This is a genomic window from Geodermatophilus sp. SYSU D00742 (assembly GCF_054049935.1).
Genome location: NZ_JBJGYJ010000024.1, coordinates 55,746 through 75,748, shown reverse-complemented (window position 1 = coordinate 75,748; position 20,003 = coordinate 55,746). Strand labels below are relative to the sequence as shown.

23 protein-coding genes are annotated in these 20,003 nt (G+C 75.9%); 10 read left to right on the top strand and 13 right to left on the bottom strand.

The annotated features are described in order from the left end of the window. Window positions 1–35: 35 nt before the first annotated feature. From ACI78V_RS16385 to ACI78V_RS16375, 3 genes are all read right to left on the bottom strand, one after another. A complete protein-coding gene (locus tag ACI78V_RS16385) occupies window positions 36–686 on the bottom strand; it encodes a pyridoxamine 5'-phosphate oxidase family protein (RefSeq protein WP_456852577.1) in 651 nt (216 codons plus the stop codon). An 81-nt stretch (window positions 687–767) separates the two neighbouring features. Further along, a complete protein-coding gene (locus ACI78V_RS16380) occupies window positions 768–1,208 on the bottom strand; it encodes an Hsp20/alpha crystallin family protein (protein ID WP_456852575.1) in 441 nt (146 codons plus the stop codon). Between the two features lie 73 nt (window positions 1,209–1,281). After that, entirely contained in the window at window positions 1,282–2,115 is an 834-nt protein-coding gene (locus ACI78V_RS16375; RefSeq protein ID WP_456852573.1) for an alpha/beta fold hydrolase, read from the bottom strand. Window positions 2,116–2,220: 105 nt separating this feature from the next. Between ACI78V_RS16375 and paaD the strand changes: the two genes are divergently transcribed. The 4 genes from paaD (at window position 2,221) to ACI78V_RS16355 (ending at window position 4,636) form a co-directional block, all read left to right on the top strand. Then, a complete protein-coding gene (gene paaD, locus ACI78V_RS16370; protein WP_456852571.1) occupies window positions 2,221–2,799 on the top strand; it encodes a 1,2-phenylacetyl-CoA epoxidase subunit PaaD in 579 nt (192 codons plus the stop codon). Further along, window positions 2,796–3,335: an isopentenyl-diphosphate Delta-isomerase gene (idi, locus tag ACI78V_RS16365; protein WP_456852569.1), complete on the top strand. Its 540-nt coding sequence runs from the start codon at window positions 2,796–2,798 to the stop codon at window positions 3,333–3,335. The genes paaD and idi overlap by 4 nt, the downstream gene beginning before the upstream one ends. Before the next feature lie 174 nt (window positions 3,336–3,509). Then, entirely contained in the window at window positions 3,510–4,328 is an 819-nt protein-coding gene (locus tag ACI78V_RS16360; RefSeq protein ID WP_456852567.1) for an SDR family NAD(P)-dependent oxidoreductase, read from the top strand. A 29-nt stretch (window positions 4,329–4,357) separates the two neighbouring features. Then, window positions 4,358–4,636, top strand: a complete 279-nt coding sequence (locus ACI78V_RS16355) for a hypothetical protein (protein ID WP_456852565.1) — start codon at window positions 4,358–4,360, stop codon at window positions 4,634–4,636. Here the strand turns inward: ACI78V_RS16355 and ACI78V_RS16350 are convergent. The 3 genes from ACI78V_RS16350 to ACI78V_RS16340 all read right to left on the bottom strand — a co-directional run bounded on the left by ACI78V_RS16350 (window position 4,633) and on the right by ACI78V_RS16340 (window position 8,778). Then, a complete protein-coding gene (locus ACI78V_RS16350; protein WP_456852563.1) occupies window positions 4,633–6,969 on the bottom strand; it encodes a SpoIIE family protein phosphatase in 2,337 nt (778 codons plus the stop codon). The genes ACI78V_RS16355 and ACI78V_RS16350 overlap by 4 nt on opposite strands. Beyond that, window positions 6,966–7,571, bottom strand: a complete 606-nt coding sequence (locus tag ACI78V_RS16345) for a biliverdin-producing heme oxygenase (RefSeq protein ID WP_456852561.1) — start codon at window positions 7,569–7,571, stop codon at window positions 6,966–6,968. Before ACI78V_RS16345 ends, ACI78V_RS16350 begins: the two co-directional genes overlap by 4 nt. Before the next feature lie 85 nt (window positions 7,572–7,656). Further along, complete coding sequence (locus tag ACI78V_RS16340) at window positions 7,657–8,778, bottom strand: PucR family transcriptional regulator (protein ID WP_456852559.1); 1,122 nt, start codon at window positions 8,776–8,778, stop codon at window positions 7,657–7,659. 145 nt (window positions 8,779–8,923) lie between these two features. On the opposite strand from ACI78V_RS16340, the gene ACI78V_RS16335 reads away from it, so the two are divergent. Continuing rightward, the gene (locus tag ACI78V_RS16335; protein WP_456852557.1) at window positions 8,924–9,859 is read left to right on the top strand and encodes a proline dehydrogenase family protein; all 936 of its coding nucleotides are present in this window, start codon (window positions 8,924–8,926) and stop codon (window positions 9,857–9,859) included. Window positions 9,860–9,916: 57 nt separating this feature from the next. Continuing rightward, window positions 9,917–11,542 carry an L-glutamate gamma-semialdehyde dehydrogenase gene (gene pruA / locus ACI78V_RS16330; protein WP_456852555.1) on the top strand — a complete coding sequence of 542 codons (1,626 nt, stop codon included), beginning with the start codon at window positions 9,917–9,919 and terminating at the stop codon, window positions 11,540–11,542. Window positions 11,543–11,569: 27 nt separating this feature from the next. Here pruA and ACI78V_RS16325 read toward each other — a convergent pair whose 3' ends face one another. Both ACI78V_RS16325 and ACI78V_RS16320 read right to left on the bottom strand, forming a co-directional pair. Next, window positions 11,570–12,214, bottom strand: coding sequence for a nitroreductase family protein (locus tag ACI78V_RS16325; protein WP_456852554.1), 645 nt, complete (start codon window positions 12,212–12,214; stop codon window positions 11,570–11,572). Beyond that, window positions 12,211–12,753, bottom strand: a complete 543-nt coding sequence (locus tag ACI78V_RS16320) for a DUF488 domain-containing protein (RefSeq protein WP_456852552.1) — start codon at window positions 12,751–12,753, stop codon at window positions 12,211–12,213. Before ACI78V_RS16320 ends, ACI78V_RS16325 begins: the two co-directional genes overlap by 4 nt. A gap of 87 nt (window positions 12,754–12,840) precedes the next feature. Here ACI78V_RS16320 and ACI78V_RS16315 point away from each other — a divergent pair, with 87 nt between their 5' ends. Together ACI78V_RS16315 and ACI78V_RS16310 are read left to right on the top strand one after the other, a co-directional pair. After that, window positions 12,841–13,986, top strand: coding sequence for an MFS transporter (locus ACI78V_RS16315; protein ID WP_456852550.1), 1,146 nt, complete (start codon window positions 12,841–12,843; stop codon window positions 13,984–13,986). Between the two features lie 53 nt (window positions 13,987–14,039). Then, window positions 14,040–14,477, top strand: a complete 438-nt coding sequence (locus tag ACI78V_RS16310) for a hypothetical protein (protein ID WP_456852549.1) — start codon at window positions 14,040–14,042, stop codon at window positions 14,475–14,477. Window positions 14,478–14,507: 30 nt separating this feature from the next. On the opposite strand, the gene ACI78V_RS16305 is transcribed toward ACI78V_RS16310, so the two are convergent. From ACI78V_RS16305 to ACI78V_RS16285, 5 genes are all read right to left on the bottom strand, one after another. Then, window positions 14,508–14,849, bottom strand: a complete 342-nt coding sequence (locus ACI78V_RS16305) for a hypothetical protein (protein WP_456852547.1) — start codon at window positions 14,847–14,849, stop codon at window positions 14,508–14,510. 86 nt (window positions 14,850–14,935) lie between these two features. Beyond that, window positions 14,936–15,751: an ABC transporter permease subunit gene (locus ACI78V_RS16300; RefSeq protein ID WP_456852545.1), complete on the bottom strand. Its 816-nt coding sequence runs from the start codon at window positions 15,749–15,751 to the stop codon at window positions 14,936–14,938. Further along, window positions 15,748–16,665 carry an ABC transporter ATP-binding protein gene (locus ACI78V_RS16295; RefSeq protein ID WP_456852543.1) on the bottom strand — a complete coding sequence of 306 codons (918 nt, stop codon included), beginning with the start codon at window positions 16,663–16,665 and terminating at the stop codon, window positions 15,748–15,750. The genes ACI78V_RS16300 and ACI78V_RS16295 overlap by 4 nt, the downstream gene beginning before the upstream one ends. Window positions 16,666–16,856: 191 nt before the next feature. Beyond that, window positions 16,857–17,921, bottom strand: a complete 1,065-nt coding sequence (locus ACI78V_RS16290; protein ID WP_456852542.1) for an NAD(P)-binding domain-containing protein — start codon at window positions 17,919–17,921, stop codon at window positions 16,857–16,859. A 49-nt stretch (window positions 17,922–17,970) separates the two neighbouring features. Continuing rightward, a complete protein-coding gene (locus tag ACI78V_RS16285; protein ID WP_456852540.1) occupies window positions 17,971–18,327 on the bottom strand; it encodes a hypothetical protein in 357 nt (118 codons plus the stop codon). Window positions 18,328–18,923: 596 nt separating this feature from the next. On the opposite strand from ACI78V_RS16285, the gene ACI78V_RS16280 reads away from it, so the two are divergent. Both ACI78V_RS16280 and ACI78V_RS16275 read left to right on the top strand, forming a co-directional pair. After that, window positions 18,924–19,550, top strand: a complete 627-nt coding sequence (locus ACI78V_RS16280; RefSeq protein ID WP_456852538.1) for a TetR/AcrR family transcriptional regulator — start codon at window positions 18,924–18,926, stop codon at window positions 19,548–19,550. A 57-nt stretch (window positions 19,551–19,607) separates the two neighbouring features. Next, window positions 19,608–19,994 carry a DUF6394 family protein gene (locus tag ACI78V_RS16275; RefSeq protein ID WP_097203593.1) on the top strand — a complete coding sequence of 129 codons (387 nt, stop codon included), beginning with the start codon at window positions 19,608–19,610 and terminating at the stop codon, window positions 19,992–19,994. Window positions 19,995–20,003: the final 9 nt, after the last annotated feature.

Genomic DNA, 20,003 nt, shown 5'->3' with positions numbered 1-20,003 from the left:
GACCCGTCGGCGTCACGCCGACGGGTCCCCTCCGCTCAGCGGTGCCAGGTGGTGACGTGCTCCGGCGTCTCGATGCCGGGGGTCAGGTCCGGCGCCGGGACGGCGGGGCCCGCGACGGTGTGCAGCGGCAGGACGCCGGCCCAGTGCGGCCCGTCGAGGTCCGGGGCGTCGTCGTTCGGGGGCCCGCTGCGGACCTTGACCGACACCTCCGCCAGCGGCAGCCGGAGCACCGTCGTCGCGGCCAGCTCCCTGCGGTCCGGCGCGCGGGTGCCCGCCGTCCGGCCCGGGACGACGGCGTCGACCAGCGCGTCCAGCGCGGCGGTCTTCTCGGCGGCGTCGGTGACCACCCGCGCCGTCCCGTGGACGACCACCGAGCGGTAGTTCACCGAGTGGTGGAACGCCGAGCGCGCCAGCACCAGCCCGTCGACCAGGGTCACCGTGACGCAGACGTCCAGGCCGCCGTCCCGGGCGGCCACGAGCGCGCGGGCCCCGGTCGACCCGTGCAGGTACAGGGTGTCGCCGGCGCGCGCGTGCAGTTGCGGGAGGACGACGGGCCGGCCGTCGACGACGAAGCCCACGTGGCAGACGACCGCCTCGTCGAGGACGGCGTGCACGGTGGCGCGGTCGTAGGAGACCCGGTCCCGGGAGCGGGTCGGTGCGGTGCGGGGGCTCGGTGCGTACTCCACCCGCTCATCCTCCGGGCGCGCGCCACCGGGTTCGCGGTGGACCCGCCGGCGTGACCTCGGCGGGCCCACCGCGTCGCGGGGTCAGCTCGTGATGGCGATCCTCCGCGGCTTGGCCTGCTGCGCCTTGGGGACGCGCACGGTCAGCACGCCGTCGGTCAGCTGCGCGGTGACACCGTCGGGGTCCACGTCACCGGGGAGCGTGACGGCGTAGGAGAACTGGCCGACGCGCCGGGTGCGGCGGCGCAGGATGCCCGTGCGCTCCTTCTCCCTGACCTCGCCGGAGACGGTCAGCTCGCGCTCGTTGAGCTGGATGTCGACGTCGTCGCGTGCGACGCCGGGCAGGTCGATCTCCACCGACCAGGCGTCGTCGGTCTCCTCGACGTCGGCCAACGGGGCCCAGCGGTCCACGCCGCCGAGCCCGGCCTCCCAGAGCCGGTTCATCCGCTCGCTGAGCTCGGCCAGTTCACGGAACGGGTCCCACGAGGCGGCGGAGCGCGACGGGGAACGCACGGGGAGGGTCATGTCGGAACTCCTCTCGACTCGGACCGATCGGGACACCCCGTAGAACTTCCGGTGGCCGCTGTGGATTCCGCTGTCAGTCGTGGGCCCGGACGAGCTCGGTGACCAGCTCCGCCACCCGCTCGGGCGCCAGTTCGGGGATCCAGTGCGTCACGCCCTCGAGCACCTCCAGCCGGTACGACGCGTCGACGAAGTCGCGGGTGGCCTCGGTGGCGGCACGGCCGAGGAAGGCGTCGCCGGTGCTCCAGAGGTGCAGTGTCGGCACCCGCACCGTGCCGACGGTGTCGCGGGCGCTCAACGGCAGCGCCCGGTACCAGGCCAGCGCCGCCGTCAGGGCCCCCGGCTCCCGCATGCGCGCCACGTAGTGCTCGCAGACGTTCCGCGGCAGGTCGCTGCGCAGGAACATCCGGCGCAGCGCCTCGCCCCCACCCAGCAGCAGGAGCCGCTCCGGCAGGAACGGCAGCTGGAACAGCCCCACGTAGTACGAGCGCAGGGCCTGGTCGCTGGTGACCATCGCCCGGCCCATCGCGCCCGGGTGCGGCACCGACAGGGCGGTCAGCGTGCGCACCCGCTCGGGGTGCCAGGCGGCCAGCGCCCAGCCGACGATGCCGCCCCAGTCGTGGCCGACCACGTGCGCGCTGTCCAGCCCCGCCTCGTCGAGCAGGGCCAGGACGTCGGCGGTCAGCTCACGCACCCGGTAGGCCGAGCGGCCGGTGGGCCGCGCGCTGGGGGAGTAGCCGCGCTGGTCGGGGGCGAGCGTGCGCAGGCCACCGGCGTGCAGTCCGGCCGCCACCGCCGCCCAGGCGGTGGAGTCCTGCGGGAAGCCGTGCAGCAGCACCACCGGCTCCCCGTCGGGCGGGCCGCCGTCCCGCACGTCGAACACCATGCCGTCACGCCGGAAGCCGTCCATCCCGAGACCCTGCCCCCGCCGGGGCGCACCGCGCCACCCGTCCGGGTCACCGGGCGGGGGACGAGGACTGGCGCGACAGCGCCCGGCGAGGACATGGTGGGTGTGATGACCAGCACATCCGACCCGCGCGTCGTGGCCGACACCGTCACCGACCCCGAGCTGCCGCTGCTGACGCTCTCCGACCTCGGGGTGCTGCACGACGTCCGCGTGGAGGAGGGGATCGTCGTCGTCGAGGTCACCCCCACCTACACCGGTTGCCCCGCGATGGGCACGATGCGGGCGGACCTGAGGCGCGCCCTCCACGAGGCCGGCTTCCCCGACGTCGACGTCCGCACGGTCCTCGAACCGCCGTGGAGCACCGACCGGATCACCCCCGAGGGCCGCCGCAAGCTCGCCCAGGCCGGCATCGCCCCGCCGGGGCCGGCGCCGCGTGGCGAGCCCGGCCCGGAACCGCTGCAGCTGGGGCCGTCCCGGCGCACGGCGTCCTGCCCGCTGTGCGGATCGGACGACACCGAGGAGCTCAGCGAGTTCAGCGCCACGCCGTGCAAGGCGTTGCGCCGGTGTCGCTCGTGCGCCGAGCCGTTCGAGCACGTGAAGGAGACCTGGACCCGGCCCGACGGGGACCGGGCACCGCCGGCAGCTCCCGCGCACGGGCGCGGCGGATCCGGGACGATGGGCGCGTGACGGCCACCTCCGAGGAGCTCATCGTCCTCGTCGACGACGACGGGACGGCGATCGGCTCCATGCCCAAGCCGCTGGTGCACCACGGGGAGACGCCGCTGCACCGCGCCTTCTCCGCCTACCTGTTCGACGACGCCGGCCGGCTGCTGGTCACCCGCCGCGCCGAGCGCAAGCAGACCTTCCCCGGCATGTGGACCAACACCGTCTGCGGCCACCCCGGCCCCGGCGAGGACGACGCCGCCGCCATCGCCCGCCGCGCCGACTTCGAGCTGGGCCTGCGGGTCGACCGGCTGCGCGAGGCGCTGCCGGGGTACCGGTACCGCGCGGAGTTCCGCGGGGTGGTGGAGAACGAGGTGTGCCCGGTCTACCTGGGCCGGTTCACCGGCACGCCGGCCCCCGACCCGACGGAGGTCGGCGACTGGGAGCTGCTGGACTGGGCCGAGTTCCGGCGCCGGCAGGAGGCCGAGGGGGACGACGCCTGGTCGCCCTGGTGCCGCGAGCAGGCCCGGCTGATCGAGGCGGCGGGGCTCGTTCCCTGAGCTGACCGTGCCGATGGCACCACGGGCTGTGTCGGCCGTCCTCGCCGGGCGCGGCCTCCGGACGGTGACCCTCGCCGACGTCCGGCCGACCGGTCCGGCACGCGTGGACACCACCTCGGGGCGCGCCGCCCGCGCCTGACCCCCGACCTGCGCCACCGGGTGTTGTCCGGGAGGGTGGTCGCCGACAGGCTGGTGCAGCGGACGGAGGAGCGGATGGTCGACAGCGGGACGTTGGCGGGGCGGGTCGCCCTGGTCACGGGGGGTGCGAGCGGGCTGGGGAGGGCCACCTGCGTCGCGCTGGCGGAGGCCGGTGCGCACGTCGCGATCGCGGACATCGATGCGACGGGTTCCAAGCAGACGCTCGAGCTCGTGGCCGAGGCCGGTGGCTCGGCCGAGGTGGTCCCGCTCGACGTCACCGACGACGCCAGCCGCCGCCAGGTCGTCGCGCAGCTGTTCGACACCCACGGCGACGCGTTCGACGTCCTGGTCAACGTCGCCGGCATCGACCGGCCCGGCTACATCACCGACATCGACCTCGCCGACTACCAGCGGGTGCAGGCGGTCAACTGCGAGGGCCCGGTCTTCCTGACCAGCGAGTTCACCAAGCGCGTGCAGCACCTGCCCGAGGGCCGCACCGCCGACGTCGTGCACATCGTGTCGCTGTCGGCGATCACCTCCGGCAGCGGCGCGATCGCCTACAACGGCTCCAAGGCCGGCTTCCTCAACGCCACCAGGTGCATCCAGCGGGAGCTGCGGGAGAAGGCGGTGCGGGCCGACGACGGCACCGAGCGGCCGTTCCCGTGCCGGGTGCAGGCGGTCATCCCGGCGGCGATGGACACCCCGATGATGGAGCAGTGGGGCATCCCGTCCCACCTGATGATGCCGCCGTCGGCCGTCGCCGAGATGGTGCGCCACCTGGTCACGCTGCACCCGGCGGCGTTCGTGCCGGAGATGCAGATCGTGCCGCGACTCGAGCCCAACTTCCCCCGTTGATCCCCGTGACCGGCAAGAGGAGGCGCGGCATGAGCGCGACCGACCCCGAGGATCCGACCCCCGACACCGCCATGGCCTCGGGCACCGACGCCGGCGAGCCGGGCGGTCACCTCGGTCCCGGTGACCTGGCCCCGGACGAGGAGCGGCTCCTGGCCGCGCTCGAGCGGGACGCCCGCACCGGGGTGGTGTCCCCGGAGGAGACGGCCGCCGAGGTGCGGGCGGCCGAGGACGAGGCGCCCCTGCCGGCCGAGGGCGGCGACCAGGGCGACGGGCTCAGCGCCCGGTTCACCGCCCCGCCGGAGGACTAGGAGCGGAGCCGGACGGCGACCAGCGCCACGTCGTCCTCCGCGCCGCCGGCGAGCAGCCGGTCGAGGACCACGTCGCAGAGCTCCTCGACCGGCTGTCCCGGCAGCTCCGCCAGCTGCGCGGCCAGCCGCTCGACGCCGTCGTCGAAGACCTGGTCGCGGCGCTCGACCAGCCCGTCGGTGTAGAGCAGCAGGGTCGAGCCACGTTCGAGCCGGGCCTCCTGCTCGGTGCGGACGGCGGCGGGGTCGACACCCAGCAGCAGGCCCGCCCGCGGCGTGGTCAGCGCCCGGACCACGCCGTCGGGCGTCGCCACCAGCGGCGGCAGGTGCCCGGCGCTGGCCCAGCGCAGCCGCGCGCCGCCGGCTCCGTCGTCGGGGACCAGCCGGCCGACGAGCACGGTCGCCAGCGCGCGCAGCCCCAGTCCGTCGATGGCGCCGTCGAGCCGGCGGAGGACGGCGGCCGGCCCCTCGGCGTTGTCGTAGGCGATGCCGCGCAGGACGCCCCGCAGCTGCGCCATGTCGGCGGCCGCGGCGCTGTCGTGGCCCACGACGTCGCCGATGACCAGCACCGTGGAGCCGTCCGGCTGGTCGAACACGTCGTACCAGTCGCCACCGACCTGCGCCTCGCGCGCGGCCGGCACGTAGCGCACCGCGATCTCCCGGTCGGTGCGCCGCGGCGGCTCGGTGAGCAGGCTGCGCTGCAGGGTCTCCGCGACCCGCACCATGCTGCGCGAGCGGGCGTAGAGCGCCTCGAGCAGGTGCGTGCGCAACTCGGAGACCTCGACGAGCTCCTGCGCCGTCCAGGGCTCGGCGCGGTCGCGCACCGTCTCCCGCCAGCGCTCGAAGCTCTTGCGCGGACTGAGCCGGACGCCGTCCCCCTCCCGCTCGGCGATCGCCTTGTTGTGCGGGTCCCCGCCCCAGTCGACGGTGCGCACCGCCTCGGCGCGGTGCCAGAGCACGTACTGGCCCTCGGGCAGGGGGAGGACGAGCACCCCGCAGGCCGGGCCGGCCGGCAGGTCCGGGGCGGTCAGCGACAGGGAGTCGGTCGCCACGACGTCCTCGCCCTGCGCGGCCGCCCAGGCGGCGATCGCCTCGGCCACCCCGTCCGGCAGCGGCACGCCCCGGCTGCCGGCGTGCCGCTGCAGGCACACCACCACGCCGTCGGCCGGCAGCAGGTCGAGCAGGCCGGGGGAGCCGAGCAGGGTCTCGGCCAGCGGACGGTCCTCGTCGAGGGCCGCCGCGGTGAGCCAGGCGAGGGTGGAACGCACCCGCAGCGCGCGCTGCACCTCGTCCTCCTCGGCCCGGTCGACCAGGCGCAGCGACAGCGTCGAGCCGAGGAACTCCGCGGCCGCCCGGGTGGCGTGGGGCGGCGCGTGCGGGCCGGTGTAGTGGTGGCAGGCGATGAGGCCCCACAGCCGGTCGTCGCGCAGCAGCGAGATCGACATCGACGCGCGCACGCCCATGTTCTGCAGGTACTCGACGTGGATCGGGGAGACGCTGCGCAGGGTGGAGTAGGTGAGGTCCAGGGGCCCGGTCGTCGGGGGCGCCACCGGCTGCAGCCGGGCCGGCACGTAGTCGACGTCGGAGATCAGCCGGATCCAGTTCTTCTCGTACAGGGCGCGCGCCTGGGCGGGGATGTCGGAGGCCGGGTAGTGCAGGCCGAGGAACGAGTTGAGTCCCGGCGCCGCCGCCTCGGCGACGACCTCGCCGTTGTACTCGGCGTCGTAGCGGTAGACCATCACGCGGTCGAAGCCGGTGAGCTGGCGGACCGCCCGCGCGGTGATGTCGTAGAGGTCCTGCAGCGACGAGGCGCGGTTGAGCTCGCCGACGGTCCCGCGCACCGCCTGGTAGGTGTTCGGGAAGGAGAACGGCCGCGGACCGCGGGCCGGCTCCAGCTCCACGACCAGCACCGGCGCCGGCGGCGTCCCCTCCGTGCCGGTGCCGGTGCCGGGGACGGGGACGGGGACGGGGACGGGGACGGTGCGGTGCAGCAGCGCGTCGACGGGGACGGGGCTGCCGCCGACGTCCAGGGTGATCTCGACCGGGTTGCGCTCGCGCAGGTCGCCGAAGGCGCTCGCCGAGCGGGCGACCGCCTCGGCGGCCACGACCCCGAGCACGTCGGGCAGCCGCCGGCCGAGGGCGTCGCCGGGCTCGACACCGACCAGGTCGGCCAGGTTCTCCGACACCTGTGCGACGACGAGGTCGGGCTCGGTCACGGCCAGCAGCACGCCGCGGGGCTGGATGCTGCCCGGCACGTGGATGGGCTCCCGCTCGCAGTTGGTGAGGTCCACCGGCGTGCCGGGGGGCAGCAGCTCCAGGCCGGGCCGGTCGGTCACGAGGCCGCTCCCAGCGGGGCCACCCAGGCCGCCAGCGCCCCGAACGTCGTGACCGCGGCATCGACCACCCGCCCGGCGTCGCCGCCGGCGGCCACCCGCTCGCGGGTCACCCGCCGGTAGGCGTGCCACATGGCGCCGGTCTCGCTGCCGTAGGGGGAGAAGGCGCCCACGCGCGCGTCCGGGCCGAGGGTGGGCAGCGTGGCCAGGTGGCGGGAGATGAAGGTGCCGCCGAGCGTGGAGCCCTCCAGCACGTAGAGCCGGCCCAGGGCCTGGTCGGTGTCCTCGACGGCGGGCAGCGCCGGGTCCGGGGCCGCGGCCGGCGCCGCCCCGAGCGCCTGCAGGTCGTCGGCGAACAGGTGCGCGCGCCGCCTGCGGGACCAGTCGACGGTCCCGGCGTCGGCCGGCTCACGGCGGGCCCAGTCGTCCAGGCCGGTCTCGGCGGCGGCCCAGAAGGCGTGCAGCCGGGTCAGGACGGCGACCAGGCGGTCGCGGTCCAGCTGGGGGTCCATGAGCGCGAGGGTGCTCTCCACCTGCTCGTGCTCGGTGGCCGTGGCCGCCCGTAGTGCCGTGAGGACGTCGGCGCCCCCCGTGTCTCGAGGCAACGCCTCTCCTCCCACAGCCGTGTGCCACCCGAGCGTAGGTCACGCGTGCGCGGCGGGCGCGAAAACGGGTGCGTCATGCAACCGATCACCGGACGGCCGCCAGCCGCGCGGCCCTCAGCGACGTGTGCACGAGCAGCCGGGCGTCCCCGTCGGCGAGGTCGAGGCCGGTCAGCTCCTCGATCCGGGACAGCCGGTAGTACAGCGTCTGCCGGTGGATGGTCAGCGCCTCCGCCGCCCGGGCCGCGCTGCCGCCGGCGTCGAGCCACACCTCGGCGGTGGCGGTCAGGACGGGGTCGGCGAGCAGCCGGGCCACCGCCGGGTCGGGACCGCGCAGCGCGGCGGCCGGCCGCCACCCGCCCAGCTCGTCCCAGTGGGCGACCGGCGAGAACCGGGGGACGGCGGCGGCGACCTCGGCCGCGGTGCGGGCCTGCGCCCACTGCGCGGACAGCTGCGCGACGCCCCGCCCGACGGCGGAGAACCCGGCGGTGCTGCCCGGTGGCAGCGCGGCCAGCGCCGCGGCGGTCAGCGCCCCGGCCGGGCGGAGGTCGCCGGGGCCGGGCACGGGCAGGAGCACGGCGCCGGTCGGGGAGGGCTCGGGGAGGACCGCGGACGCCACCCCCGGCGGCCGCCACGTCGCGGGCAGCAGGCCACCGGCCGGGCGCAGGGCGACCAGGACCAGCGGCGCGTCCTGACCCCACACGCCGGCCAGCGTCCGCAGCGCCTGCGCCCGGGTGGGTCCGCTGCCGACCAGGGCGCTGGCCAGGGACCGGCCCAGGTCGTCGGTCGACCACTCCCGCTCGGCGAGCAGCCGGCCGGCCTCGGCGGCCAGCTCGACGGCGCGGTCCAGCGCGGGGTCGCCGGGGGAGGTGCGCCCGCCGTCGAGCAGCCACAGGTAGCCGTGGGTGCGGCCGGCGTGCCGCACCGGGAGGAGCAGCCGCGTGAGGATGCCCGCCGCGGGGTCCTCCGGCGTCCGCACCGGCCCCTCGGCCCGGGCGATGCCGAGGTCCTCGAACCAGCGGCGGGTGGCCGGGTCCGACCCGCGGGCCAGGATCGAGCGGGTCCGGACGGCGTCCATGACCGGCGCGTCCGCGCCGTCGACCGGGTGGGCGCAGAAGGCCAGCAGCGTGAAGTCGACGTCCTCCAGGGTCGCGGGCGCGCCGAGCAGGCCCGCGACCCGGTCGACCAGGTCCTGCAGGTCGTCGCGCACACGCCCTCCTCGTACAGCTGTATGAGAGGAACCGTACGTCCGTCGCTGGTGGCGGGGACCGCGGCTGCCTAGCGTCGGGGTCGTCGTGCACGACCGCGGACGTGCACCGGGCGCATCCGCGGACGTGCACGGGGTGGAGGTGGCGGTGCTCTCGCAGAAGGCACTCCTGCTCGGCGCCTCGCGGCGGCCCGGGCTGCGCCGGCTGGTCACCGGCACCCCCGCGACCCGGCGGGTGGTCGACCGGTTCGTCGCCGGCGAGACGCTGGACGACGCGCTGTGCGTCGTCCGCCGGCTGACCGGTGAGGGCATCGCGGTCACCCTCGACCACCTCGGCGAGGGCGTCACCGACCGCGCCGAGGCGGTCCGCTCCCGCGACGCCTACCTCGCCCTGCTCGAGGGGCTCGCTCCGCTGGGTCTGGGCCGGACGGCGGAGGTGTCGGTGAAGCTGTCGGCGTTCGGGCAGGCGCTGCCCGGCGGCGGCACCGACCTGGCGCTGGAGCTGGTCCGCCCGGTGGCCGAGGCGGCCGGCGCCATCGGCACCACGGTGACCCTCGACATGGAGGAGTCCTCCACGGTCGACTCCACCCTCACCGTCCTGGCCGAGCTGCGCCGCGACCACCCGGGCACCGGTGCGGTCCTGCAGGCCGCGCTGCACCGCACCGAGGCCGACGCCCGCGCGCTGGCCGTGCCCGGGTCGCGGGTGCGCCTGGTCAAGGGCGCCTACGACGAGCCGCCGGCCGTCGCGTTCCAGGAACGGTCCGAGGTCGACGCCAGCTACGCCCGCTGCCTCGGCGTCCTCATGCGCGGCCCGGGGTGCCCGCTGGTCGGCACCCACGACCCGCGGCTGATCGCCGTCGCCCAGCGGCTGGCGGGTCTGACCGGCCGCACCCCGGACTCGTGGGAGGTGCAGATGCTCTACGGCATCCGCACCGGCGAGCAGCGGCGGCTGGCCGCCGCCGGCTGCACCGTGCGGGCCTACGTGCCCTACGGCGTCGACTGGTACGGCTACTTCATGCGCCGCCTCGCCGAGCGGCCGGCCAACCTGCGCTTCTTCCTCCGCTCCCTCGCCACCACCTCCTGACCCCCTCGGGGCAGAGATGACCGTTTCTGCCCGTGTCCCCACCGACAGGAGCTCCTCATGGACGCCGTCACCCGTGTCCCCGCGCCGCGCAACGAGCCGGTGCTCACCTACGCCCCCGGTTCCCCGGAGCGGGCGGCCCTGCAGCAGCGGCTCACCGAGCTGGCCGCCGACCCGGTCGAGCTCACGATGACGCTGGGGAGCGCGCACCGCCTCGGTGGTGGCGAGCGCTTCGACGTCGTCCAGCCGCACCGGCACGCCGCCGTCCTCGGCACCGGCGCGCACGCCACCTCCGCCGACGCGCAGGAGGCGCTGCGCTGCGCGAAGGAGGCCGCGCCCGCGTGGCGGGACCTCTCCTTCGACGACCGTGCCGCGGTCTTCCTCCGGGCCGCCGAGCTGCTGGCCGGCCCGTGGCGGCAGACCCTCAACGCCGCCACCATGCTCGGCCAGAGCAAGACCGCCTACCAGGCCGAGATCGACAGCGCCTGCGAGCTCATCGACTTCTGGCGCTGGAACGTGCACTTCGCGCGGGAGGTGCTGGCCGAGCAGCCGGTCTCCAGCCCGGGGGTGTGGAACCGGGTCGACCACCGGCCGCTGGAGGGGTTCGTCTACGCCATCACCCCGTTCAACTTCACCGCGATCGCCGGCAACCTGCCGACCGCGCCGGCGCTCATGGGCAACACCGTCGTCTGGAAGCCCGCGCCCACCCAGCAGTTCGCGGCGCACTTCCTGATGCGGCTGCTGGAGGAGGCCGGCCTGCCCCCCGGCGTCATCACGATGGTGACCGGCAACGGTGTCGAGGTCTCCGAGGTGCTGCTGGCCGACCGGGACCTGGCCGGCATCCACTTCACCGGGTCGACGTCGACCTTCCAGCACCTGTGGCGCACCGTCGGGCAGCACATCGACCGCTACCGCGGCTACCCGCGCATCGTCGGGGAGACCGGCGGCAAGGACTTCGTGGTCGCCCACCCCTCGGCCGACGTCGACGTGCTGCGCACCGCGCTGATCCGCGGGGCCTTCGAGTACCAGGGGCAGAAGTGCTCGGCGGCGTCCCGGGCCTACGTGCCGCGCAGTGTCTGGGCGCGGCTGCGCGACGACCTGGTGGGGGAGACCGAGGCGCTGCCCATGGGCGACGTCACCGACCTCTCCAACTTCCTGGGCGCGGTGATCGACCGGCGGTCGTTCTCCAAGCTGTCCGGCGTCCTCGACCGGGCGACCGACGACGACGCGCTGACCGTCGTCGCCGGTGGCCGGGCCGACGACAGCGAGGGCTTCTTCGTCCGGCCCACGATCATCGAGGGCACCGACCCGGCCCACGAGGTGTTCACCACCGAGTACTTCGGACCGGTGCTGGCGGTGCACGTCTACGACGACGCCGACTACGACACGGTGCTCGCCCAGATGGAGTCGGTGGCGCCCTACGCGCTGACCGGCGCGGTCATCGCGCAGGACCGGGCGGCCATCGCGCACGCCCAGCACTTCCTGCGCTTCGCGGCCGGCAACTTCTACGTCAACGACAAGCCGACCGGTGCCGTCGTCGGCCAGCAGCCCTTCGGTGGCGGGCGGGCCTCGGGCACCAACGACAAGGCCGGCGCCGCGCAGAACCTGCTGCGCTGGACCAGCACCCGGTCGATCAAGGAGACGTTCGTGCCGCCGACCGACCACCGCTACCCGCACATGGGCTGAGGGAGTGCAGCCGCCGGGGCCACCCCCTCACCAGCGGTCGAGGTGCAGCACGGTGTCCAGGGGCTCCCGGGCGGCGGGCTTGAACGTCTCGCCGGTGTAGAACGCCGTCGGCACGAGCGCCGCCTGGTGCACGCCGTCCGGGATGTCGAGGATCTCGGCGACCTCGGCCTCGCGCGCCAGGTGCAGCGAGGTCCACGCCGTGCCCAGGCCGCGGGCGCGCGCGGCCAGCATGTAGCTCCACACCGCCGGCAGCAGCGACCCCCACAGCCCCGCCTGGTTGCCCTCGGGCAGCGGCCGCCCGGTCGCGATGCACGGGACGACGAGCACCGGCACCTCGCCCATGACCTCGCCGAGGTGGACGGCGCTGTCGCCCACCCGGTGCTGCACCTGCGACCGCTCCGGCCGGTCGGCGAACAGCTTCCCCGCGAACGTGCCGGACTCCGCGTACCGCACGACCTGCTGCCGGTAGATCTCGCCGATCGCCTTCCGCTGCCCGGCGTCGGTCACCACCACCCAGTGCCAGGACTGCGCGTTGGAGCCCGACGGCGCCTGCAGCGCGATCTCCAGGCACTCGCGCACCAGCTCCAGCGGCACCGGCCGGCTCAGGTCCAGCCGCTTGCGCACGGCGCGGGTGGTGGTCAGCAACTCGTCGGGCGTCAGCGGCAGCGTCATGGGCCCACCCTGCCCGACGCCGGCCAGCGCACCAGGCCGTCGTCCCCCCGCAGGGCTCCGGCCGACGGGACGTGCGGGGCCAGCCGCCCGCCGGGCATGAGGTGGCTGACCGGCACGCCGCGGGCGAGGACGGCGACGTCGGCGACCAGCCGCCGGTGGCAGCGCCACCACACGGTCTCGCTGCACATCACCGCGACGGTGGCGGTGCCCGCCGCGGCCAGCACCTCGTCGAGGGCCGCGCCGAACTCCGCCGTCCGGGTGTGGGCGGCGTAGGCGGCGAACTGCGCGACCGTCCACCAGTCGTCGGCCACCGGCTGGTCGGGCGGCAGCCGCCGCCGGCCGCCCAGCCGCTCGTCCCACCGGTAGCCGATCCCCGCCGCCGGCAGCCACTCCTCGAGCGCCTCCCGCCGGACGTCGGGGTTGCTGCGGCTGCCCGGGAACCGGCGGACGTCGACGACCAGCTCCACCCCGGCCCCGGCCAGCCGCGCGCCGAGCGCCGTGCGGTCCTCCGGGCCGTGGCCCACGGTCAGCAGCGGCACACCGGTCCCCTACCCGGCGGGGATCCGGCATCCCCGGCCGGTCATGCTGGTCCGCCGGGCAACGGCGCCCGGCGAGGGGGGAGCGGCGTGGGGACGGCGGAGGTGCGGACGTCGCTGTGGCGGCTGCCGGCGATGCGGGCGCTGGTCGGTGCCACGGCGCTGGGGTTCGCCAGCTACTGCCTCACGCTCGCGTCACTTCCGACGTACGCGGTGACCGGGGGTGCCGGCGCCGAGACCGCCGGCGTGGTGACCGCGGTGCTCCTGGTGGTCACCATCGCCGTGCAGTCGGTGGTGCCGGCGCTGACGGAGCGGTTCGGGGTGGGCCCGGTGCTCGCGCTCGGCCTGGTGGCCCTCGGTGCGCCGTCCCCGCTGTACGTCCTGGACGACGGGCTGGCCTGGCTGTCGGCGATCTCGGTGGTGCGCGGCGTCGGCTTCGGCATCCTGACCGTGCTCGGGGCGACGCTCGCCGCCCAGGTTGCCCCGCCCGAGCGGCGCGGGGAGTCGATCGGCCTGTACGGCCTGGCGATCGCGGTGCCCAACCTGGTCGCCGTCCCCGCCGGGGTGGCCCTGGTGCTCGACGGGCACGTCGCCTGGCTGGCCTGGCTGTCCGCCTCGCCGGTGCTGGCGCTGCCGCTGGTGCCGCTGCTGGTCCGGTCGGTGCGGATGGAGTCCACCGCCGGGCGGTCGACCCGGGCGGCGGCACTGGCCGCGGTCGCCCCCTCGGTCGTCCTGCTCGTGGTCACGCTGGCCGGCGGCGGGCTGGTGACGTTCCTGCCGATCGAGCGACCCGACGGGACCCTGGCGACGGCGGCGCTGCTGGCCTTCGGCATCACCGGCGCCGTCACCCGCTGGCGGGCGGGGCTGCTCGCCGACCGGTTCGGCACCCGCCTGCTCATGCCGCTGGCGCTGGTCGCCGGTGCGGTCGGGCTGGCGGTCGTCGCGCTGGGGCTCGTGACCGCGGACGTGTGGGTGCTGGTCGGGGCGGGGGTGTTCGGCGCCGGGTTCGGGGCGGTGCAGAACCTGACCCTGGTCACGGCGTTCCTCCGCGCCGGGGAGGGCGGGGCGACGGCGGCCAGCGCCATGTGGAACGCCTCGTTCGACGCCGGCACCGCCGCCGGTGCGCTGGCGCTCGGGGTGGTCGCCGCCGGCCTCGGGTTGCCGTGGACCTACGTCGTCGTCGCGGTGGCGCTGGCGGCCACGCTGCCGGTGGCGCTGGTCGCGACGCGGCGCTGACCGGGACGGCGGACCCTGTCCCTCCCCACCGGGCCGGGTGTAGGAGAGCCCGCATGGGCGAGGCCGAGGTGCTCGAGCTGTTCCGCCGGGCGGTGACCGACGACGACGCGCAGGCGATGCGGGCCGGTCTGGAGCGGCTCCTCGGCCTGACGTCGGGGCAGGGACTGTCGGCCGAGGACGAGTACCGGGTCCGGCACCCGGAGTACGTCATGGAGATGCCGCAGTCCGGTGAGCGGATCCGCGGCCGCGACGCCATGCGGGCGGTGCAGGAGGCGTTCCCGGCGCCGCCGACCCTCCGGCTGCGCCGCGTGGTGGGCGCCGGCCGCGTGTGGGTGGTCGAGGGCGTCAACGACTACGGGGCCGACGTCTGGCACGTCGTCCTCACCCTGGAGCTGGCCGACGACGGCCGGATCGTCCGCGACACCCGGTACTACGCCCGACCGTTCGAGCCGCCGGCCTGGCGGGCGGAGTGGGTCGAACCGCTCGGCTGAGCGTGCGCCGGCGGACCGCTCGGCCGAGGGTCAGCCGGCGAAGCGGTCGGCGACGGCCTGCTGGGAGCGGATGAGCACGACCTCCTCGGCGGCTCGCAGCAACCAGACCCGCAGGCCCTCGGGGTCGTCGCGGTTGGCGTCGCGGAGCACCCCGAGCCGCAGCTGGCGGGTGCTGGCCTGGGCGCGCTGGGCCGGGGGGAGGCGGCGGCCCTCGGTGCGGGCGACCGAGGTGAGGCCGGCGCCGACGAAGACCAGCTCGCGGACGGTCGGGATGCCGGCCAGCAGCTGCTCGGCCGCGGCGGGGTCGCCCTCGGCGAGCAGTCGGACCAGGTCGTCGGCGGTGCGCCGTCCGGCGTCATGCGCATCAGTCACGGCCCCCACTGTGCCCGCCCGCCGCCGGACGCCGTCGGGAGGGGCGGGGACGGCCGGCCCCGCCCCTCCCGGCGGACGGGGGGTCGCTACGCGTCGCGGCGGGAGAAGGCGGTCGCGGCGAGGGCGAGCAGGACGGCGACCTCGGCGGCGAACACTGCGAAGCCGGCCCACGGCTCCAGCAGCAGCGGGTTGAACGTCTCCGGGGTGGCGATGCGGCCGCCGGCGTTGCCGGGCATCAGCTTCGTCGCCCACTCGCCCCAGGCGTCGGGCAGCAGCATCACCATGTTGCCGACGACGAACACCAGGCCCAGCACGATCGACAGCGCCGCGGCGGTGTGCCGGACCAGCAGCCCGACGGCGGCGGCGAGCAGCCCGAGACCGGCCATGTAGAGGCCGCTGCCGTAGAGGGCGCGCAGCACGCCGTCGTCGGTCAGCGCGACGCCGACGCCCTCGCGGGCGAGGAACCAGTTCCCGGTGAGGTAGCCGGCCAGCGCGGTGAGCGTGCCGGCCACGAACAGCGTGCCGGTGAGGACGACGGCCTTGGCGGCGAGCACGGTGCCGCGGCGCGGGGTCGCGGCCAGCGTCGCCCGGATCATCCCGGTGCCGTACTCGCTGGTGACCGCGAGTGTGCCGAGCACGATGGCGGTGACCTGGGCGAACATCATCCCCCAGGTGACGAAGGCGCCGGCCGGCTCGCCCGTGCCGCCTGCGGCGAGGTCCTCGGCGGCCAGCGCGCAGACGAGCGTGGTGAGCCCCGCGCCGAGGACGAACATCGCCACGACCGACCAGGTGGTCGACCGCACCGTCCAGAACTTGATCCACTCGGCCCGGACGCCCGCACCGAACCCCGGGTCGGCGAGGCCCTCGGTGCGGGTCCAGGCGTGGGTGCCGACGGCGGTCATCGCTGGGCTCCTGCGGGGGTCGCGGCGTACTCGACGCTCTCGGCGGTCAGGGTCATGAAGGCGTCCTCCAGCGAGGAGCGCACCAGGGAGAGCTCGTGCAGCAGCAGGCCGGCGCGGCCGATCAGCTCGCCGACCGCCGCGGCGTCGAGCCCCTGCACCCGCAGCTCACCGCCGTGCGCGGCGACGTCGAGACCGTGCCGGCGGAGCACGGTGGCGACCTCGTCGTGCTGGGGACTGCGCACCCGCACGTGGGAGGCGGCGTGCTCGGCGATGAAGTCCGCCGTCGAGCAGTCGGCCAGCACCCGCCCGCGGCCGATCACCAGCAGGTGGTCGGCGGTCTGCGCCATCTCCGCCATGAGGTGGCTGGAGACGAACACGGTGCGGCCCTCGGCGGCGAGGTCGCGGGCCAGGGTGCGCACCCAGCGGATGCCCTCGGGGTCCAGTCCGTTGACCGGCTCGTCGAGGACGACGACCGGCGGGTCACCCAGCAGCGCCGCGGCGATGCCCAGCCGCTGGCCCATGCCGAGGGAGAAGCGGCCGACCCGCTGCCCGGCCACGGCGGTGAGGCCGACCAGGTCGAGCACCTCGTCGACGCGGGCCGACGGGATGCCGTTGCTCACGGCCAGCCAGCGCAGGTGGTCGCGGGCGGAGCGTCCCGGGTGCAGCGCCCGGGCCTCCAGGAGGGCGCCCACCTCGCGCAGCGGTGCGGGCGAGTCGGCGTAGCGGCGGCCGTTGACGGTGACCGTGCCGGAGGTGGGCCGGTCCAGGCCCAGGACCATCCGCATGGTCGTCGACTTGCCGGCGCCGTTGGGGCCGAGGAAGCCGGTCACCCGGCCGGGCTCGACGGTGAAGGAGACGGCGTCGACGGCGGTCCGGGTGCCGTAGGTCTTGGTGAGCCGGTGGGCGGTGATCATGCGGTCACCGGGTGGGGGAGGTCGCGGAGGTCATGCCGTCGAGGCTGTCGGGCGCGCGCGCCGGCGGACATCCGGGAGCGCCCTGAACCGACCCTGAACGGTCCCCGATCGTCCGGGGCGAGGTCGGCGATCCCGCGGGTTGCCCTGGCGCGGCGCGTGCGGGATCGGCGGTCTCGAGGCAGGTGGGCGCCTCAGGCCGTGCGGGGCAGCTCCGCGGTGGGGTGGAGCAGCCGGTGCAGCTCGCGCGCGGCCTCCCGCCCGGCCCGGTTGGCGCCCACGGTGCTGGCCGAGGGGCCGTAGCCGACCAGGTGGACGCGGGGCTCGGCCGCGACGTGCGTGCCCGCCATCCGGATGCCTCCGCCCGGCCCGCGCAGGTGCAGCGGCGCGAGGTGGCCCAGCGCGGCACGGAAGCCGGTGGCCCACAGGATCGCGTCGGCCCGCACGGACCGGCCGTCGTCCCAGGCGACGCCGTCCTCGGTGAGCCGGTCGAACACCGGCAGCCGGTCGAGGACGCCGCGCTCCCGGGCCTCCCGGACCCACGGGGTGACCACGAGCCCGGTGACGCCGACGACGCTGCCCGGGGAGCGGCCCTCGCGGACGGCGTCGGCCACGAGAGCGACCGCGGCCCGGCCCGCCTCGGGGCCGAACGCCTCCTCCCGCCACACCGGCGGCCGGCGCGTGACCCAGGTGGTGTCGGCGACCTCGGCGATCTCGCCCAGCAGCTGCACCGCCGACGCGCCACCGCCCACCACGACCACCGACTGCCCGGTGAACTCCTCGGCGCCGCGGTAGTCGACCGGGTGCAGCTGGCGGCCGCGGAACAGGTCCTGGCCGGGGTAGCGCGGCACGAACGGGCGGGTCCAGGTGCCGGTGGCGTTGACGACGGCGCGGGCGCTCCAGTCCCCGTCGTCGGTCTGCACCAGGAACCGGTCGTCGTCGGTCCGGCGGACGGCGCGGACGCGCACCGGTCGGTGCACCGGCAGCCCGAACCGCCGCTCGTAGTCGGCGAAGTAGGCCGGCACCGCCTCGGCGACCGGGACGTCGTCGGCTGCGGCCGGGAAGGGCAGACCGGGCAGGTCGTGCACGTGGTGGGTGCGCGCGAGGGTGAGCGACGGCCATCGGTGCTGCCACGCGCCACCGGCACCGGCGTCGGCATCGAGGACGACGAAGCCCGGGCCGGGCGGGAAGCCGAGCCGCGCGAGGTGGTACGCGGTGCTCAAGCCGGCCTGGCCGGCGCCGATGACCACGACCTCCACGTCCCTGTCCACGGAGGGACAACGGCGGGAGGTCCTGCCCGCTTCCGCGTCAGCCCGGCCGCGTGAGGGTGAGCCGGGTCAGCTCGGCGCCGGTGAGGGTGACGGCCTGCGGGTCGTACCCGAAGCGCAGCGTCACCTCGCCCAGCCGTGCCTCGACCAGGGTCGCCGGGCGCTCGGGCGAGCCGTCGGCGGGGCGGTACCACCACCGCTCGGCCAGCAGCGGCAGCCCGCGGCGGCGCAGGAAGCCGGTCGCCTGCTCGCGGTCGGGGAACTCCTGCAGCGGAGCGCCGAAGAGGGCGTGGGCCACGCACGCGTCGCCGCCTCCGCGGCGCGCGGTGGTCAGGTAGCCCACGAGTTCGCCGTCCTCGCGGCGGTGGACCGGCTCCAGCTCCTCGGTCGGGGTCATGGCCCGACGGTAGGGAGCCCGGCAAGCGGGTTCCGGCATCTTGCGGATCCCTTGCGGTTCCCCGGCGGTGAGCCTGCGGCCGGCCCGCCAGAGTCGTTCCTGTCGCCGGACACGGCGGCGGAGCACGGAGGAGGAGTCACCGTGGAGGTGCTGGGTGATCGACGACGGCAGGTCGGCCGACGCGACCGGCGACCCGGACCCCGCCTCCGGCACCACGCAGCGCGGCCGGACCGCGCGCTGAGCCGGCCCTCCGGGGCCTGACCGACAGCCGGCGTCTCCATCGCACGGGGGGACGGAGCCGCCGGCAGCACGACCGACGACGTCGCGGGGGACGCCGTCGTCGGGCGCGACCGATGACGCCGTGGGGGACGGCGGGGTCGGACAGCACGACCGGGCGCCACCGCGGGGGAACGGTGGCGCCGGGGCAGGACGACCGGGGCGCCGTGGGGGAACGGCGGCACCGGTCGAGGGGGAACGCACGGGGCCGGTCGCGGGACACCGCGACCGGCCCCGCCGCTCTATGCGGAGGCGGTGTCAACGGGGCGGGGTCGGTCCGCCACTCTGCGCGAGCACCGGATACCCGTTACGTTCATTCGGTGACTGTGGGTGAGGGGACGCGGCGTTCGGGCAGCGCACCGGCGCGCACCCGCAGGAGCGGGCGACCGCTGGACCCGGCGCGGGACGAGGCGATCGCCGCGGCCGTCCTGCAGGTGCTGGCACGCGACGGCTACTCCGGCCTGACCATGGACGCCGTGGCCCTCGCGGCCGGTGTGGGGAAGGCCACCATCTACCGGCGGTGGTCCAGCAAGGCCGAGCTGCTCCTCGGCGTCCTCGACCTCGCGGTGGGCGACGAGCTGCCCGCCCCCGACACCGGGAACCTGCGCGACGACCTGGTGGCGCTGCTGACCACCACGCTCGAGCTGATGGCCGGCCCGAGCGGGCAGGCGACCCGCAGCCTGTTCGGTGCCGTCGTCGGTGACCCGGTGCTCGCCGAGGCCTACCGGCGGGGTCCGCTGAGCTCCTGGTCCACGGCCCTGGCCGGCGTGCTCGACCGGGCCGTGCGCCGCGGCGAGATCACCGCGGCGGCCGCGGTGTCGTCGGCGGCGGAGGTCGGGCCCGCCGTCCTGACCGTGCGGTGGCTGGTCACCGGCGGCCCGCTGGACGCCGGAGTCGTGACAGAGCTGGTCGACGACGCGATGATGCCGCTGCTGCGCAGCCGGTGACGCGTTTCGGCCGGGTCGGATCGGGGCAGCGGGCAGGGCCACGACACGGGAGGCCGGGTGAACCTCGAGAAGGTCGTCTTCGGCTTCTTCGTCGTGCTCGCGGCCACCCTCAACTTCGGGTTCTTCATCGGGGACATCGACGACCCGGCGCTGCACAACCCCTACGAGCTGTTCGCCGCGGTGGTGGTCAACCTCATCGCCACGGTCCTGAAGTTCGGTGACCGCACGCAGATCGGCGCGGTGCACCTGGCCACCAGCCTGGTCGCCGACCTGCAGCTCATCGGCGCCACCCTGATGTTCGGCTACGCCGAGTACGTCTCGTCGGCCGGCATGACCCCGTCCTGGACGGCGAGCGTGGTGTCCCTGTCGGGCGGCGCGCTCCTGGCCAACATCGTCTCCGTCGTCCTGCTCGTCGTGGAGACGGTGTCCTTCCACCGCGGGTGACCGGAGGTC

Coding starts and splice junctions, on each gene's coding strand:
- ACI78V_RS16380 (WP_456852575.1), bottom strand. CDS start 1,208: ATGACCCTCCCCGTGCGTTCCCCGTCGCGCTCCGCCGCCTCGTGGGAC.
- ACI78V_RS16375 (WP_456852573.1), bottom strand. CDS start 2,115: ATGGACGGCTTCCGGCGTGACGGCATGGTGTTCGACGTGCGGGACGGC.
- paaD (WP_456852571.1), top strand. CDS start 2,221: ATGACCAGCACATCCGACCCGCGCGTCGTGGCCGACACCGTCACCGAC.
- ACI78V_RS16355 (WP_456852565.1), top strand. CDS start 4,358: ATGAGCGCGACCGACCCCGAGGATCCGACCCCCGACACCGCCATGGCC.
- pruA (WP_456852555.1), top strand. CDS start 9,917: ATGGACGCCGTCACCCGTGTCCCCGCGCCGCGCAACGAGCCGGTGCTC.
- ACI78V_RS16325 (WP_456852554.1), bottom strand. CDS start 12,214: ATGACGCTGCCGCTGACGCCCGACGAGTTGCTGACCACCACCCGCGCC.
- ACI78V_RS16310 (WP_456852549.1), top strand. CDS start 14,040: ATGGGCGAGGCCGAGGTGCTCGAGCTGTTCCGCCGGGCGGTGACCGAC.
- ACI78V_RS16300 (WP_456852545.1), bottom strand. CDS start 15,751: ATGACCGCCGTCGGCACCCACGCCTGGACCCGCACCGAGGGCCTCGCC.
- ACI78V_RS16295 (WP_456852543.1), bottom strand. CDS start 16,665: ATGATCACCGCCCACCGGCTCACCAAGACCTACGGCACCCGGACCGCC.
- ACI78V_RS16285 (WP_456852540.1), bottom strand. CDS start 18,327: ATGACCCCGACCGAGGAGCTGGAGCCGGTCCACCGCCGCGAGGACGGC.